A 16721-nucleotide genomic window follows, 5' to 3' on the forward strand; every position below is an offset into this window, starting at 1 on the left:
TGGTGAACCGATGCAACACGACAGTCGCAATATTAGTATGCTTATGGATTTTTATGAGATGACCATGGCACACGGCTATTTTACGCAACATGAAAACACGGATCGCGTCGCGTTTGATGTATTCTTCAGACGCAATCCAGACAAGGGTGGCTTTGCCATTTTTGGTGGTCTTGAACAAATCGTTGAGTACATTTTGAATTTACACTTTGATGAACGTGATATTGATTTTTTACGGGCTCAAGGTATCTTTAGTGAGGAGTTTTTAGCTTATCTAAAAGATTTCTCCTTTACTGGTGATGTATATGCATTCCCAGAGGGTTCTATTATTTATCCCAATGAACCGGTTATTACCATCGTAGCGCCTCTCATAGATGCACAAATCGTAGAAACTGCAGTGCTAACTATGATGAATCATCAGTCCCTTATCGCTACTAAGGCCAATCGTATTGTTCGCGCTGCGGATGGTCGTATTGTAGCTGATTTTGGTGCCCGTAGAGCCCACAATGTAGATGCCGCTGTATACGGTGCAAGAGCAGCCTACATCGGTGGGGTGCAGTCTACGGCAACTGTTTTAGCAGGCCAACAATTTGGCATTTCTGTGAGCGGTACTATGGCTCATAGCTGGGTTATGTATCATGATTCAGAATACGAAGCTTTTAAAGCTTATGCTGAGGTCTATCCAGATGGAGCTGTATTCCTCGTTGATACCTATGACGTTTTGAACTCTGGTGTACCTAATGCGATTAAAGTAGCTAAAGATGTATTAGAACCTATGGGAAAACGTTTAAAAGGGATTCGCCTTGATTCTGGCGATCTTGCGTACTTAGCTAAAAAAGCACGCCGCATGCTTGATAAAGCGGGTTTAGAAGATTGTAAAATTATGGCTTCCAACAGCCTCGATGAATATACGATTACATCTTTGTTAATCCAAGGCGGGCCTATCGATATCTTCGGGGTAGGTGAAAGACTGATTACCTCTAAGAGCGATCCTGTATTTGGTGCAGTTTACAAGATTGCTGGTGTTGAAAAAAATGGCGTATGGGAGCCTCGTATTAAGATTTCCGAATCTGTTGAAAAGATTACGAACCCAGGCTTTAAAAAGGTGTACCGCGTGTACAATGAGAAAGGTCGTGCCATTGCAGACTTATTAACATTGTTAGAAGAGGTACCAGATACAACCGAACCATATCGTTATATTGATCCAGAACAACCGTGGCGTGAATTGTACTTTGAAAACTGTACTTTCAAAGAAATGAAACAACTCATTATTAAGGATGGAAAATTACTAGTAGAATTACCAACTTTAGATGAGCTTCGTCAATATGTTAAAGACCAATTAGAAACTGAAATTTGGCCTGAAGAACAACGTTTTGAAAATCCACATCGTCATTACCTTGATATGAGTCCAGGATACTATCAAATGAAAATGGATTTATTAAATCGTATTTTCCGGAAAAAATAGGAGGGCTTATGTTAGACAATCCACAAGCAACAAAAGAGGCTCTCATTCAATGGATTCGAGATTATTTTAACCAAAATGGACCTAGTTGCAGCGCTGTAGTAGGCATTTCAGGGGGTAAGGACTCCACAATCGTGGCAGCCCTTTGTAAAGAAGCCCTTGGGGCAGAACGCGTAGTGGGAGTGCTCATGCCAAACGGCATTCAATCTGATATCGATGATGCTAAGACCGTTGTCAATCACTTAGGTATTTCTCATATTATTGTTAATATAGGAGCTGCTTACGAAGCTTTAACAAATGCTATTATTCAAGGCGAAGGGTATGAAGTTGTAACGGGTAGAAATGATTTATCTCGAGATGCAGCTATAAATACACCACCGCGCCTTCGCATGGCAACCTTATATGCTGTTGGTCAAAACTTACCAAATGGTGCACGTGTGGCCAATACATGTAACGGCTCTGAAGATTATGTAGGGTACTCTACAAAATATGGCGATAGTGCAGGGGATTTTAGTCCTCTCGCCAATCTTGTTGTAGAAGAGGTGCGTCAAATTGGTCGACTCCTAGATATTCCTAAATATCTTGTAGATAAGACACCTAGTGATGGTCTCAGTGGTCAATCTGATGAAGATAAATTAGGTTTTACCTATGCAGTTCTAGATCGCTATATTAGAACCGGTCAGATTGATGATTTAGAAACAAAAGAACGTATTAATCATTTGAACCGTATTAATAAGCATAAATTAGAATTGATGCCTTCCTTTCAGCCCCAACGTTGATTAACAAATGATTCACTATTTTATGTATTTTATGATGGAGGTAATATGGAGACAAAAATAGCTTTGATTGGTACGGGTGGTACGATTGCTGGACAAGGCGCATCCGATACAGATTTGACTGGCTATACTGCAGGTGTGTTGGGTCTCAATGAAATCCTAGATTCTGTACCTGGCACAGAACCATATGGTCCATATACATATACTCAGTTTAGTAATATTGAAAGTTCCGATATTACTGTCCAGCATTGGTTGGATTTAGCCAAGTTAGTACAAAAATTAGTTGATCAAGAGGATATCGGTGGTGTTGTTATCACTCATGGTACAGATAGTATGGAGGAGACAGCTTATTTCCTTAATCTTACTGTGCATACAGATAAGCCTATCGTTATTACTGGATCTATGCGACCTGCTGGGGCAATCAGTGCAGATGGTCCGATTAATCTATTACAAGCGATTCAAGTGGCGAGAACGCCAGAGTCTGTAGGTAAAGGTGTACTTGTTGTTCTAAATGGCTATATTGATGGCGCACGGGATGTTTCTAAGCGGAATACAACGAATGTAGCAACCTTCGATAGCCCATTAGTAGGTCATCTTGGCATTGTACAAGATGGAGTAGCTCATTATTATAAAGCCTCTACTCGTCGTCATACGAAAGAATCTGTCTTTGATGTACATGATTTAAAAGAATTGCCTCGTGTAGTCATTTTGACTTGCTATGGTGGCATGGATGACATGGTACCAATGAGTGTAGTGGCGACTAACCCTGATGGGCTCATTTTGACAGGGTTAGGGCATGGTACAATTCCTCAAAATGTACGCCAAATAACACAAAATACAGCCTTTCCAACTGTACGCGCCTCTCGTACAGGCAGTGGCATGGTGTCTGCCGTACCACAAGATGCACTAGCAGGCTATCTTGTAAGTGATACATTGAGTCCACAAAAAGCTCGTATTTTATTGATGCTTGGCCTTACTAAAACTAAAAACCTTAAAAAGTTACAACAGTTCTTCTATGAGTATTAATTAGAAAATAAAAAAAGATTTGAGAAAAACTCTCAAATCTTAATTTGATATTCATTTTCAAATATTATACTGTGTGTAACAGTTTTATATGCAATGAACCGCACATCCCGATCGCCTAGGATGTGCGGTTTTTATTTCGCCTAGGATGTGTGTGTTTATTCGGCGCCAATAGCATTTTCTAAGGCTCGTTGTATGCCTATATAAACAGCCTTAGCTAATGTATCCCCGAATAGGGAGAAGGAGCCTGCATCTGTTAACACATCACCATTGGTATCGATAGTGAGAACTACACCATCTGTAGAGGTACCGGTGGCAGAAGTCTTGCGCTCTTTTGTTATTGCATCAGGAATATCTTCGTTAATAAATGGATAGAGTCGTACACTTTCAACACCCCAATCTTGAAGGGCTGCTGTTTTAGCCTCTGTAATTGTCATGATGGCTTTCACCATAGCACTATCTGTTAAGGCCTTGTTAGTAAAGACAAGAATGTTAATGGTACCAGGTACTATGAAACTGCCATCTCGCTCTTCGTAGCAATAACCTGTGCCTGCACGATGGGCTGTTTTTTCATAGCCTGCAGTAACGATAGTTTCCACAATCGTATCATGTTCTTCGACCTTAGCGTATGCGTGAAGATTCATTGTGGCAGATGTGAGTAGTGCTGTACTAAAATGAACGGGCGTATCGATATGCTCAAACTCTTGTGCTAAATAATTTGCTACAGAGCCGCCAGGCAAATCTTTTTCTGTTTCAATTTGATACGTCAGTTGCTGATTTCGTACGGCCAAAGTATGGTGATATCCGCCATTGAGTTGACCACTAGATAAGGAATAGTGGATGTCATCAAAGTGTACTGTAACGGAATTTAATTCTTTCGTTACATGGCCTCCGGTAGCAAGCTCTTGCGGTGCTTCATATGGATTATTAAACATATAAGTCTCCCTAGATTTAGATTGTTATATATGTCATATAACGATATAATAACTTTACTATCATTTTATAAATGCATATGTAAAATTATAGCATATATGTATACTGTTACTATATCTTAATAGTACTTATAGCGTATAGAGCTTTGTTTTATAAAAGTTTACCATGGAGGTTTACTATGGGAAATATTTTAAGTACAATATCTGAGCTGCTCTTTAAAGATGCTAATGTTCTTGTTCAGCTGAGAGATTGGTTTTTTGCACAAGCGGGTAATATATTATTGGCCCTTATCATATTTTGCGTAGGTCGCTATGCCATTAAATGGGTGAAAACCTTTGCGGTTCGTATTATGACAAAAGCATCTTATGATACTGCAGCGATGAGCTTTATTACGCAGATCATCAATTATGCATTGCTAGTAGGTTTAATTTTGATTTGTTTAAATCAAGTTGGTGTTCCTACCACATCATTTGTGGCTGCTTTTGGTGCCTTTGGTTTGGGCATTGGCTTGGCCTTGCAGAACAACCTTTCCAACTTGGCATCTGGCTTACTAATTCTTATATTTAAGCCTTTTAGAGCTGGCCATGTTATTCAAGTTGGAGATGTAGTAGGTAGCGTTAAGTCCATTCAATTTATGTATACTGTTATCACTACAAAAGACCAAAAAAATGTGTACATGCCAAATTCCCTTCTTACATCTCAAGCGGTAACTAATATTGCATATACAACTGAGCGTGTGATTCCATTTATGTTTGATATTGGGTATAACAATGATCATCACGAAGCAATCAAAATCTTGAAAAAGATTTTTGCTAATGATAAGAGGGTTCTCAATCCTAAAGATATGGAAATTGGTATTGCTGAATTTGGCGATAACTCTGTGCGCATTGCTGCCTATGCTCGTGTTAAGTCAAAGGATTTCTTAGATGTGCAATATGGTATTATGTCTGATGTGAAAGATGCATTCGATAAATATGGTATCGACATTCCATATCCTCAACGTGTTGTATATCTTCAAAATGTAGATAATTCTACTGGTGAAATTAAGGGGACTAAGAAAAAGGCAAACGCAACGAATGTTGCAATTGATGATAGCCCTGAAAATTAATGTGTAATGTAGAAAGTGAGATAAATGATATCTTTAACAACTAATGTAAATATGATTTTGAAACGACTTATTTTGATGATAGCCTTTATAGGCGCTGTTATTCTCGGTGCCAGTATTTCTCATGCCGCGTATATTGCACCGCCATCTACAGTTGGTGAGGCCGTAGTCCTCATTGATGCGGATACAAAGGAAATTTTATTTGCAAAAAATCCAGATAAATGGATGCATCCTGCGAGTACAACGAAAATGGTTACCTTGTTAACAGCTCTAGAGCTTAAAGGCACACAACTTGATGAACTAGCAACTATCAGCAGCTATGCAACAAGTATGGAGGAGTCCAATCTTGGTGTACGCGTTGGTGATCAAATCACTTTGGAAGGTGTTCTTGAAGGTATGATGGTTGCCAGTGGTAATGATGCGGCTGTTGTAGTAGCGGAAAATGTAAGTGGTTCTGTAGAGAACTTTGCGAAGGATATGAATCGCGTTGCTGCCAAAGCGGGAGCCAAGAATAGTGTATTCTTAAATCCTCATGGTTTGACGCAAATGGGGCATCACTCCACGGCTCGTGACTTGGCGATGATTGCAGCATACGGTATGAAATACCAAATGTTCCGTGATAAGGTCGCTAATGATTATTATAAAGTGCCTTACCAAAACCGTACGCCAGAAACAATCCGTACTACAAACCATTTCATTCGCAATAAATATCCTGGTGCAAATGGTTTGAAAACAGGCTTTACGAATGCGGCAGGGGAATGCTTGATTGCATCGGCTACACGTAATGGTCATACTATGATTGTAGTTATGCTTAACGATGATAACCGTTGGGATGAAGCCGTGCAGTTCCTTGACTATGGCTTTAAACTTCGCGGTGTAATTTAGTTCAGAGGGATATATGAGTTCATTTTTTGCATTTTTAAAACGCATGCGCTTTATCAATCGATGGAGTCTCATGCGTAATACAGAAACAGAAAATATTCAAGAGCATAGCTTAGAAGTAGCCATGGTAGCGCATAACTTAGCAGCTCTAAAGAATGAATACTTTGGTGGCAATGTAGATATTAATAAGGTAGCTGTCATTGCTATGTACCATGAAGTAAGTGAGATTTTTACGGGCGACATGCCAACACCGATTAAATATTTTGATCCAAAACTCCGTGAACTATATGGCGAAGTTGAAACGTTGGCACAAGAGAAAATGCTATCTACCTTGCCAGAACGATTACAAGCTATCTATAAGCCTTTTATTGTAGATGCAGAAGAGAGCCCTGAATGGCCCATCGTTAAGGCTGCAGATACAATTTCAGCGTATATGAAATGTGTGAACGAACTCAAAGCAGGAAACGATGAGTTTAAAGAAGCACATGATTCTATTCTGGTAAAATTAAAATCATTGAATATGCCAGAAGTTGATATGTTCCTTGAAACCTATATGCCTGCACTTGGTAAGAGCCTGGATGAACTAAACTATTACGAAATAAAATAATGATTAAAAAAGAGACGACCAGAGGTCGTCTCTTTTATTCTATAAAAATAGCCATAACATCTTAGTAGACGTCACAGCCATTTTACATCTCAAATACAAATTATAATATCTATTTACGTTCAATAATATTTTGATTTCTTATTAATATTTTTTTCCCGCGCCACGAGAATGCCCGATTACCATACTTAGCTTTGAATTCTTTATTTGTTAGTGTGTCTAATTCAGTAATATCTATGTACGGTTCTACTTGTTGGAATTCAGGTATGGGCGTTGTAGGGATATTTTGATTATGAGGGCAAACCTCTTGGCATACATCGCAGCCAAATACGAGAGGCGTTTTTCCTATGATGGTTTCTTCCTCGTTTGTAAGATCTCCCTTTTTCTGTGTTAGGTAGCTTTTACAGGTATCATATTTAAATTCGTCATGACCTAAACATTGCCCTAAGCAAGCCGTAATACACCGATTGCATCCTATACAGGACTGAGCGAGCGGTGTATTTGGCTCTAATTCTAAGGTAGTTAAAATTGTTCCAATGACTACATAGGAACCCCACTTAGGACTGATGAAACAATTGTTTTTGCCGTAGAAACCAAGGCCTGCTAAGTATGCCATGTAACGATCTGCGAGGGGCGAGGTGTCACAATGTATAGAAAACTGAGCTGAAGTATCCATTTTTTGTAATTTTTCAGTAAGTTTTTCTAAATATTCATTAATGACCAGGTGATAATCTGTAGCCCATGTATAGCGGGAAAGATTAGATGGACCACTACGCTCTACGTAGTATGGGAAGAGGCATACAATAGCGCTTTTAGGCGTAAACTCTGTTGTTCCTAGCAATCGCTCTTCTACGTCGGCTGCTGTAAATGGACAGGGGTTACTTTCATACAAAATAGTTTTTGCATTTTCAGGTAGGGGCCAAGGGGCAATACCAAATTCATAAATATGTAATTCTTTGCAAAATTCTTGTAAATTTATATCTTTCATCGTAGATTTAGTAGCGAATAATTGGTAAAATAAAAGTATAAGAAACGTGAGGAATTCTATAGATTCCTGCTAGGTTTGTAGTTCGGTGATATCTGTATTTTTATGGTTATCATCCAGTACTGTTAGTATTAGTATACCATTGAGAGGACAGATTATGTTAGCATTTATGAAAGTATTACAACCGAAGACGGTGGAAGAGGCTTATGAATTAGCCACAAAAAACAAAACTGCCCCAATGCTAGCTGGCGGCTGCTGGTTGCGTTTAGGTCGACGCACATGGCCTGCAGTGATTGATATGGCTAGTCTTGACTTGCGTTATGTTCGCGAAGCGGATAACGAATTTGCCATTGGTGCTATGGCAACGCAAGGCGATGTGGAACGTTTTGAGCCATTACAACAATTCTGTGGTGGTGCTGTTGTTAAAGGTGTCAAGGAAATTCTTGGCATTCAATTCCGCAACACAGCTACTATGGGTGGATCTGTAGCAAGTAAATTCGGCTTTTCTGATATAATTCCAGCTCTATTGGCAGTACATGCAGACATCGTTACTTTTAAAGGCGGCCGCATGTCCATACAAGATTATATGAAATACAGAGAACGTGATATCCTCGTGGAAATTCGCATCCCTAAAGTAGAAGTACCTGTAGCTGTTGAAGCTCTTCGTATCTCTCGTGGTGACTTCCCAGTGTTGACAGGTGCTATTCGCCGTGATGATAAAGGCGTTGAATTGTACATTGGTACAAGACCTGGCGTGCCTCAATTAGCAGAAAAAGCAAGTGCTTTGCTTTCAGAAAAAGGATTGGCTGCAGCAAAAGAAGCAGGCCAATTAGCATCTGAAGAATTGGTTTATCAATCTAACTCTCATGCGTCCAAAGAATACCGCATGGAAATGGTAAAAGCAATGGTTCAACGCTTGGCTAAGGAGGTGGCACAATAATGGAATTAGTACTTAATATTAATAATAAAAATGTAACTGTTAATGTGCCAACTGATGAAATGTTGTTGGATACATTGCGTAATCTTGGTTACTACAGCGTACGTTGTGGCTGTGACACAACAAACTGTGGGCTTTGCACTGTATGGGTAGATGATGAAATTATCTTGTCTTGTGCGTACCCTACATTCCGTGCACCAGGTCACAAAATTACTACATTAGAAGGCTTACAAGAAGAGGCTGAATTATTGGCGGATTGTATTGCTAGTGAAGGTGCTGACCAATGTGGTTTCTGCACAACTGGCATGATGATGAGTGCTATCAACTTGAAACGTAAAAATCCAAAGGCTAGTGATGATGAAATTCGCGAGTACCTCATCGGTAACTTGTGCCGTTGTACTGGCTATGAATCACAACTTCGAGGGGTTCGTAAATTCTTAGAAGGAGGCCTGAAATAATGAATAAGCACATCGGTAAGTCCTATGACAAAGTCGACTATAAAGGTATCTTGTCTGGTAAACCATCTTATACAGGTGATTTTGTTCCAAAAGATGCGCTCGTTATTAAGGTACTTCGTAGCCCTCATGCACAGGCGCGTATTAAATCTATTGATACATCTAAAGCTAAATTGATTCCAGGCGTTGAAGCAATCTTCACACATGAAGATGTGCCGAATACTCGCTTTACATTGGCAGGTCAAACATATCCAGAACCATCTGCTTATGATGCTCTCATCTTAGATCCTGTAGTTCGCTATGTAGGCGATGAAGTGGCTCTTGTTGTGGCAAAAGATGAAGCTACAGCACTTAAAGCGATGCCTCTCATCAAGGTTGAATACGAAGTACAAAAACCTGTACTCGATATGCATACGGCTATCGACCATGAAACTGTAGTTCACCCTGAAGATGATATTCACAACAATATCCCTGTAGGTCAAGATTACAAACGCAATATTTGCGTATCTTATCATAAACGAGTTGGCGATATTGAAGCTGAACTTGCAAAATGTGATTATGTAGTAGAAGGTACTTACTTTGACCAAGCGACACGCCAAACAGCGATGGAACCGTTCCAAAGCTTTGGTTATATAGATGCATTGGGCCGCGTAGTTATCGTATCTTCCACGCAAATCGTATTCCATGTACGCCGACATATTGCGCGTGCACTTGGTATTCCTGCCACAAAGGTTCGCGTAATCAAACCTCGTATCGGCGGTGGCTTCGGTTCTAAACAAACGGCTTGTACAGAAATCATGACAGCGTTTGTAGCATGGACATTGAAGAAACCTTGCTATCTCTTATACGATCGTACGGAAGCACAAACTTGCTCTACTACACGTCATGCTCGTGAGTGGAAAATCCGCGTAGGTGCTACAAAAGATGGTATTATCAAGGTCATTGATATGGATTCCATTACTGACGCTGGTGCTCATGCAACTCACTGTTTCACTACAACTACAGCTGGTGAGCATAAGTCCATTCCTTTATACAATAAAGCGACAGCAATTCACTATGGTACAGAAGGCGTATACATGAACCATACACCAGGCGGTGCATTCCGTGGTTATGGTGCTACTGAAGCGTTGTGGCCTTTAGAGTGTGCAGTTAATAACTTGGCGGACAAAATGGGTGTAGACCCTGCCGAATTGCGTCAAAAGAACTTGATAGCTCAAGGTGAACAAAGCTTGGTATACGCTCCAGATGAATATCTTGATTCTGGTTTGTTCCAAGACACTGTAAATCGGGTAAAAGAAATGGCTCGTTGGGATGAACGTCCTCATTCTTGGGATATTGATGAACGCTATCGTGGTGGCCTCGGTATGGCGTTGGCATTGCAAGGGTCTGGCGTTGCTAATATTGACGTCGCATCTGTAGAAATTCGCCTTGGTGATGATGGTAACTATACATTGTACACTGGCTCTTCCGATATGGGCATGGGCTCTAATACAGTGTTGACTCAAATGGCTTGCGAAGTAATTGGTTGTCCAATGGAATACATGACTGTTGTCGAATCTGATACAGACATCGTTCCATTTGATCCAGGCTCTTATGCATCTAGTACAACATATGTAACTGGTACGGCTGCTAAGATGGCTGCTGAAGAATTGCGTACTAAGATTATCGCTAAGTTTGCTCAATTCTTTAATACAGATGTAGAGAACATCGACTTTGATGGCGTTGTAGCTACTACAAAAGATGGTTCTCAAACAATGGATATCCATCAATTGGCTCCAAAATTATTGGTAGGCGTTAATGCTGAACAATTGTCTGGTTTTGTTACATGGGGCAGTCATACATCTCCACCTCCATTCATGGCAACTATTGCAGAGGTGAAAGTAGACAAACAAACTGGTAAGGTTATTCCTCTTCATACATATTCCTGTATCGATTGCGGTACTGTTATTAACCCTAAATTGGCTCGCGTTCAAGTTGAAGGTGGCGTGGTACAAGCTATCGGTATGGCACTATATGAAGATGTGCGTTATTCCAATAATGGTCGCTTAGAGACTAATAACCTTATGACTTATAAAATTCCAACCCGTCAAGATATCGGTGAGTTACATGTAGACTTTGTAGAGTCTTATGAACCGACAGGTGGATTTGGTGCTAAATCTATTGGTGAAGTTGTTATTAATACGGCTAGTCCAGCTATTCAACATGCTATTAAAAATGCAGTTGGTGCGGACGTTCGTACATTACCTATGACACCTGAGAAGGTATTTATGGCTATGGACGAGAAATATAAAGTATAGAGGTTTCTATTTACTTTTCCTTTCTAAGGAGGCCTGGTTTTATGACATCACAAACATCCTATTGGAATCGATTGATTCAGCCGGGAGTCGTGGCCCTCGTTGGGGCTGGCGGTAAAACGACTGTGCTTTCAAAATTAGTAGAATATGGACGGCTGAAAGGTCAGCCCATCGTAGTTACGACTACGACTCGACTCTATGAATCGCAAGTGGCTCATTATGAACCGATTTATACTCGAAATATTAATGAAGCCGATGAATATTGTACTGATCGTGTGTTGCGTGGATATTGTGGTGCGTGGTTCTCTGGAATTACGGGAACAAAAGTGGACTCCTTAGATTGTGATCTTATCGATGGTTTAGCAAAGTTACATCCGAATTGGCAAATTGTAGTAGAAGCCGATGGGGCAAAGGAAAAATGGCTTAAGGCGCCTAAGACGACCGAGCCAGTTATCCCATCTCTTACAAAGACCACCATTGGTCTAGTGAATTTGCAAATGTTAGGGGCCCCACTAGATGATGAACATGTGCATAATATCGAGCTCGTTCAAGATATCGTGAAACGCGATATGGGTGCCATTGTAACACCGCGCATGTTGGCCGACCTTGTGCTCCATAAACAAGGCTTATTCCAATATAGTAAGGGTAAAAAAATACTGTTCTGTACTGGTTATGAAACGGTGCAACATCGCATTATTGATGATTTTATTGATCATATTGTAGATAGTGACATTTCCGCTATCATCTTAGCTGATGGATATAAAGCAAGTTGCGAAATCCGTCGCATTATTCAATGTCGGTAGGTACTCATGACTTATGTGAAAGCAAAATCTAATAGCGCTTTCAGTCCCATGAGAGACCCCATAGACCGTCACCCTTTGCATATTGGTATTGTCCTCCTCGTAGGGGGACAATCCAAGCGCATGGGGTGTAATAAGCAGCTTTTACCCTGGCGTGGTAAAACTGTTTTAGATGCGGTCTGTGGGGCTCTTCATTGTGGATGGGAAGATTATGTAAAACCTGCTGAATTCTGTAAACTACCTTTTGTAGCGGTTACTGGTGACGATCATGAAAAATTGGAACCTATTGTTACAAGCTATGGGTTCGAAGTAGTTCGGAATGAACATCCTGAGCGTGGACAGGGTCTGTCCATAGCGATAGGAGTACGTTATTTGGTAGAAAAATCACCGATACCGCTAGATGGTATTCTTTTTTCTGTAGGGGATCAACCACTACTGACTGGGAATGTTGTACATCAGGTTATTAGTGCATTTAGTGATAACTTTCATTCGAAAACTATCGTCGTCCCACATTATGGGGCGAATTATCAGTCGGGAAATCCTGTTCTCTTTGGTTCGCATTGGTTTGAACCTTTACAATATATCCAAGGGGATCAAGGTGGCAAGACCATCATTCGTGGTGATGGTAAAGATCATGTTATCAAACTATGGATTCGTGACGATATTGGATATGATATCGATACACCCGATGATTTTGAGCGTTTAAAAGAACGTGAAAGTGAGGCATAATGAAACCATTAGTGCTTATGCGTGGAGGCGGAGATATCGCTTCCGGCGCTGTATATAGATTAAAACGTGCAGGCTATCCTGTGGTAATTAACGAAATCGCCATTCCTACCATGATTCGCCGTGAAGTATGTTACGGCAATGCTGTGCATCGTGGGGAAATGATTTTGGAACGCTTTGTAGCTCGTCATGTAACCTTTAGCGAAGTAAAGGATACATTGGCACAAGGTGTTATTCCTGTAGTAACTAGCTCCTATGAAGAATTATTAGATACATTGAAGCCAGCCATTGTGGTGGATGCTATCTTAAGCAAAAAAAATCTTGGTACCAAACGTGATGATGCAGATCTCGTCATTGGTGTGGGGCCTGGATTTACTGCAGGGCATGATGTGGATGTTGTTATTGAAACCATGCGTGGTCATTATTTAGGTCGTTGTATCTACGATGGCCCGGCGCAACCTAATACGGGTATTCCTGGTAATGTAGGTGGTTATACTCATGAGCGTGTTATTCACTCTCCAAAGGCTGGTCTATTTACGGCCAAGCGTCATATTGGAGATTCTGTACAAGCCAATGAAGTTATTGGTTATGTAGATGAAGAGCCCGTACGGGCAAAAATTACAGGTATTCTTAGAGGTATTCTTAAGAGCGGGCTTATCGTATCGGACCATTTTAAATTGGCCGATGTAGATGCTCGTTGTGAAGAATCTCATTGTTATAGTATTTCAGATAAATCTCTCGCTGTTGGTGGCGGCGTTTTAGAAGCTGTTACTGCATGGGATTATGAAAGGAATCAAGATGGAAACGATCTATGATGTGATGAAAGACCGTCTTCAGCTTACAGAAACTACATTGATGGTTACTGTATTATCTGGTCCTCGTCAAGGGGATAAAGCAATTTATGCTGAAGATGGTAGTGTTTTGTATGGCACACCAATCGAAGGCTTTATGGTAGATAAAGCAAAGCTCAATTCTTTGTGCATGGTAGGCGAAGTAGAATGTTTCGTACAACCTGTAGAAAATGATCCGTCTGTTCTCGTATTAGGCGCTGGTCATGTGAGCCGTGCTATTACAGATTTATTACTATTCATTGGGTGTCGTGTTACTGTTGTAGATGACCGCCCAGAATATGTAGTTCCTGAATTCTTTGACGAGCGCGTAACTCGTAAATGCTTGCCCTTAGAAAACTTTAAAAATGATTTACCTCTTGATGAATATAATGGTTTTATCATTGTTACACGTGCTCATGAGTATGATAATGTATGCTTAGAACAATTGCGCGATTACTTGCCAACCTATATGGGTGTTATGGGCAGTCAAAAGCGCATTCATTATGCATTTGAAGTGTTGCGTGAACAAGGTTGGACACAAGAAGAATTAGATATGGTATATGCACCAATTGGTCTAGACTTAGGTGCACAAACTCCTGAGGAGATTGCATTATCTATCGTTAGCGAATATTTGGCAGTGGTGCGTGGTAAAAAAGGCGGCTCATTGCGGAAAGGTAGAGTGAGCCATGAATCGTGAGTTTATTGAATATTTAAGTGCTCGTAAAAAGGAAACACTAGCTGTAGCCACAATTTTATTTACCCGTGGTTCTACACCGCGTAAGGCTGGTACTTCAATGGTTGTATTCCCAGATGGATCTATTTTTGGTACCATCGGTGGTGGTCGTGCTGAAAATGAAATTCGCCTAAGTGCTGTTGATGCTTTAAATAAAAAAGAATCCAATCGTCGTATCGAAGTTCTTTTAGATGATGATGCAGCTGTCAAAGAGGGCATGGTATGTGGTGGACAGATGGATGTGTGGATTGAAACACAAAATATCTAATCTTATACACGTTTATAAATTTACAGTGTTTCTAAAATGAGTTAAAATATAAGGTACAGCCAAGTAGTTGGTTGTACCTTATTATTTTGTATAAGGAGCTATTTTTATGCATATTGACGCACTTATACATACCTTTAGGCTTCTTGATATTGCTGATATCCTAATTGTTGCCGTAGGTATTTATTACTTATATAAATTGCTTAAAGATACACGAGCCGTTTCTCTTTTGAAAGGTCTCGTTATGTTAGCAATTCTAAATTTATTGAGTCATTTGCTAAATCTATATGTTATCAATTGGATTTTGCAACAAAGTATGACGGTTCTTCTCTTCGCATTACCTGTAGTATTCCAACCGGAATTGCGCCGTGCTTTAGAACAATTGGGCCGTAGTCGAATTTTCAGTAAGGCACAAAATATTAACGAAGAGGAAATGGATATGGCCATCAATGAAGTGATGGCGGCGGCACGCGTTATGTCCCGTGAACATACGGGGGCACTTATCGTCTTTGAACGCGAAGTAGGTCTTAATGACTTCGTAGATACAGGTATCTTAATGGATGCTGTATTGAGCCGTGAATTAATTAAAAATATCTTCGTACCGAGCACACCGCTTCATGATGGGGCTCTTATTATTCGCGATGGTCGCATTCGTGCAGCTGGATGCTTATTACCGCTTACTGAAGACCGTACGTTGAGTACTGAACTAGGCACGCGTCACCGTGCAGCCATCGGTTTATCTGAGCAAACAGATGCGGTCGTTGTTGTTGTCAGTGAGGAAACGGGGACAATTTCCTATACCTATGGCGGTCATATTTATCGTCATTTACCGGAAGATCAAATTAAAGAAGCGTTACGTACATTTATGGAACGCCCTCGTCAAACCATTACTGGTATGTGGAAATGGGGGGCAAAAAAATGATGATACATTTGAAACGCAATTGGCCTGCTAAATTGGTATCTTTGCTTGCGGCTATCGTCATGTGGTTCTTTATCATGCGAGGTCAGAATCCTGTGATGGAGGTAACCTATACAGTACCTGTTCAAGTCCAAAATCTTGATTCGCATTATATTATAGAAGATGCACCTGATGTAGCCCGTATTGTCCTTTCGGGACCTCGCGATACGATTATGTCTATAAAGGCAGATACCCTTCGGGCATACATTGATGCATCTGGTGTGAAACCAGGTCAAAATAATGTGACCATTGGATTTACACCGCCAGCGGGGATGAGCCTCGTTGAGGTTGAGCCTTATACTATAACGATTAATGTAGACGAATATGCAGAACGAAAGATACCAGTTGAAATTTTTCCAATTGGTAAGTTCTCAGATGATGTTGCGCTCAAGTCATATGCTATTGTACCGAAAGAGGTAACTGTATCTGGGCGTAAACAACTTGTTAACGCTGTAAATAAGGTTGTTATGAAGGTTAACATTGATGGTCAAACCAAGAACTTTAGTGCTGTTAGTACATTAGAAGCTTGGGATGTATCGGGTAATGTATTAGATGTACAGATCAATCCGTATCTAGGTCAGGCACAATATGAATTAAATTTATTGCGTAAAGATAAAGCGGTTCCTATTACAGTACCAACTGTGGGAACGGTAGCTGATGGGTATGAGGTTAAGTCCATATCCGTTACACCGACCCAATTGACTGTAACTGGCCGTGAAGAAATGATTGACTCTGTTTCAGAAATTCAAACAGAGCCAATTGATCTTACTGGTGCGACTAAGGGAATCCAAGGTAATTACAACTTAGTATTACCGAGTGGTGTCAATAGTAATGTTACTACAGTACATGTTAAGGTAGATATACAAAAGAAAACTACCTAGTTTATGAAATTAAAGATGTAATGGCGATTTCCAAAATTGTTATTACTATAAACCTAAATTAAAAATAAGACCCTA

General features: G+C 40.3%; 18 protein-coding genes. 16 read left to right on the forward strand and 2 right to left on the reverse strand.

The window, feature by feature from the left end:
* Positions 1–10: 10 nt before the first annotated feature.
* Genes EL171_RS01290 through EL171_RS01300 form a run of 3 tightly spaced genes read left to right on the forward strand, consistent with a single transcriptional unit; the run spans position 11 to position 3261 of the window.
* Complete coding sequence (locus EL171_RS01290) at positions 11–1462, forward strand: nicotinate phosphoribosyltransferase (protein WP_039969561.1); 1452 nt, start codon at positions 11–13, stop codon at positions 1460–1462.
* Positions 1463–1470: 8 nt separating this feature from the next.
* A complete protein-coding gene (gene nadE / locus EL171_RS01295; protein ID WP_005387729.1) occupies positions 1471–2238 on the forward strand; it encodes an NAD(+) synthase in 768 nt (255 codons plus the stop codon).
* Positions 2239–2283: 45 nt separating this feature from the next.
* Positions 2284–3261: an asparaginase gene (locus tag EL171_RS01300; protein WP_005387730.1), complete on the forward strand. Its 978-nt coding sequence runs from the start codon at positions 2284–2286 to the stop codon at positions 3259–3261.
* A 155-nt stretch (positions 3262–3416) separates the two neighbouring features.
* On the opposite strand, the gene EL171_RS01305 is transcribed toward EL171_RS01300, so the two are convergent.
* Complete coding sequence (locus EL171_RS01305; protein ID WP_005387731.1) at positions 3417–4193, reverse strand: adenosylcobinamide amidohydrolase; 777 nt, start codon at positions 4191–4193, stop codon at positions 3417–3419.
* 176 nt (positions 4194–4369) lie between these two features.
* On the opposite strand from EL171_RS01305, the gene EL171_RS01310 reads away from it, so the two are divergent.
* The 3 genes from EL171_RS01310 to yfbR are packed head-to-tail and all read left to right on the forward strand — an operon-like array spanning position 4370 to position 6785.
* A complete protein-coding gene (locus tag EL171_RS01310; protein WP_005387732.1) occupies positions 4370–5299 on the forward strand; it encodes a mechanosensitive ion channel family protein in 930 nt (309 codons plus the stop codon).
* 24 nt (positions 5300–5323) lie between these two features.
* Entirely contained in the window at positions 5324–6181 is an 858-nt protein-coding gene (locus tag EL171_RS01315) for a D-alanyl-D-alanine carboxypeptidase family protein (RefSeq protein WP_005387733.1), read from the forward strand.
* A 13-nt stretch (positions 6182–6194) separates the two neighbouring features.
* Positions 6195–6785, forward strand: coding sequence for a 5'-deoxynucleotidase (gene yfbR, locus EL171_RS01320; protein WP_005387734.1), 591 nt, complete (start codon positions 6195–6197; stop codon positions 6783–6785).
* 109 nt (positions 6786–6894) lie between these two features.
* Here the strand turns inward: yfbR and EL171_RS01325 are convergent, their stop codons facing one another.
* On the reverse strand, positions 6895–7770 hold the full coding sequence (locus EL171_RS01325; RefSeq protein ID WP_005387735.1) for an epoxyqueuosine reductase: 876 nt from the start codon (positions 7768–7770) through the stop codon (positions 6895–6897).
* 154 nt (positions 7771–7924) lie between these two features.
* On the opposite strand from EL171_RS01325, the gene EL171_RS01330 reads away from it, so the two are divergent.
* The 10 genes from EL171_RS01330 (at position 7925) to EL171_RS01375 (ending at position 16646) form a co-directional block, all read left to right on the forward strand.
* Positions 7925–8707: an FAD binding domain-containing protein gene (locus EL171_RS01330; RefSeq protein WP_005387738.1), complete on the forward strand. Its 783-nt coding sequence runs from the start codon at positions 7925–7927 to the stop codon at positions 8705–8707.
* Positions 8707–9162 (forward strand): (2Fe-2S)-binding protein, encoded by a 456-nt coding sequence (locus tag EL171_RS01335; protein WP_005387739.1) that lies wholly within the window; start codon positions 8707–8709, stop codon positions 9160–9162. Before EL171_RS01330 ends, EL171_RS01335 begins: the two co-directional genes overlap by 1 nt.
* The gene (locus EL171_RS01340; RefSeq protein WP_005387741.1) at positions 9162–11456 is read left to right on the forward strand and encodes a xanthine dehydrogenase family protein molybdopterin-binding subunit; all 2295 of its coding nucleotides are present in this window, start codon (positions 9162–9164) and stop codon (positions 11454–11456) included. The genes EL171_RS01335 and EL171_RS01340 overlap by 1 nt, the downstream gene beginning before the upstream one ends.
* Before the next feature lie 41 nt (positions 11457–11497).
* Positions 11498–12256, forward strand: a complete 759-nt coding sequence (gene yqeC / locus EL171_RS01345) for a selenium cofactor biosynthesis protein YqeC (protein WP_005387742.1) — start codon at positions 11498–11500, stop codon at positions 12254–12256.
* 6 nt (positions 12257–12262) lie between these two features.
* Positions 12263–12982 (forward strand): nucleotidyltransferase family protein, encoded by a 720-nt coding sequence (locus EL171_RS01350; protein ID WP_005387744.1) that lies wholly within the window; start codon positions 12263–12265, stop codon positions 12980–12982.
* Positions 12982–13794, forward strand: coding sequence for a selenium-dependent molybdenum cofactor biosynthesis protein YqeB (gene yqeB, locus EL171_RS01355; RefSeq protein ID WP_005387746.1), 813 nt, complete (start codon positions 12982–12984; stop codon positions 13792–13794). Before EL171_RS01350 ends, yqeB begins: the two co-directional genes overlap by 1 nt.
* Positions 13778–14506, forward strand: a complete 729-nt coding sequence (locus EL171_RS01360) for an XdhC family protein (RefSeq protein WP_039969565.1) — start codon at positions 13778–13780, stop codon at positions 14504–14506. The genes yqeB and EL171_RS01360 overlap by 17 nt, the downstream gene beginning before the upstream one ends.
* A complete protein-coding gene (locus EL171_RS01365) occupies positions 14496–14810 on the forward strand; it encodes an XdhC family protein (protein ID WP_005387748.1) in 315 nt (104 codons plus the stop codon). Before EL171_RS01360 ends, EL171_RS01365 begins: the two co-directional genes overlap by 11 nt.
* 106 nt (positions 14811–14916) lie before the next feature.
* Positions 14917–15729, forward strand: a complete 813-nt coding sequence (gene cdaA, locus EL171_RS01370) for a diadenylate cyclase CdaA (RefSeq protein ID WP_005387749.1) — start codon at positions 14917–14919, stop codon at positions 15727–15729.
* Entirely contained in the window at positions 15726–16646 is a 921-nt protein-coding gene (locus tag EL171_RS01375) for a CdaR family protein (RefSeq protein WP_039969567.1), read from the forward strand. The genes cdaA and EL171_RS01375 overlap by 4 nt, the downstream gene beginning before the upstream one ends.
* The last annotated feature ends 75 nt before the right edge of the window (positions 16647–16721 follow it).

It is taken from the genome of Veillonella dispar, assembly GCF_900637515.1.
Classification (GTDB): domain Bacteria; phylum Bacillota; class Negativicutes; order Veillonellales; family Veillonellaceae; genus Veillonella; species Veillonella dispar.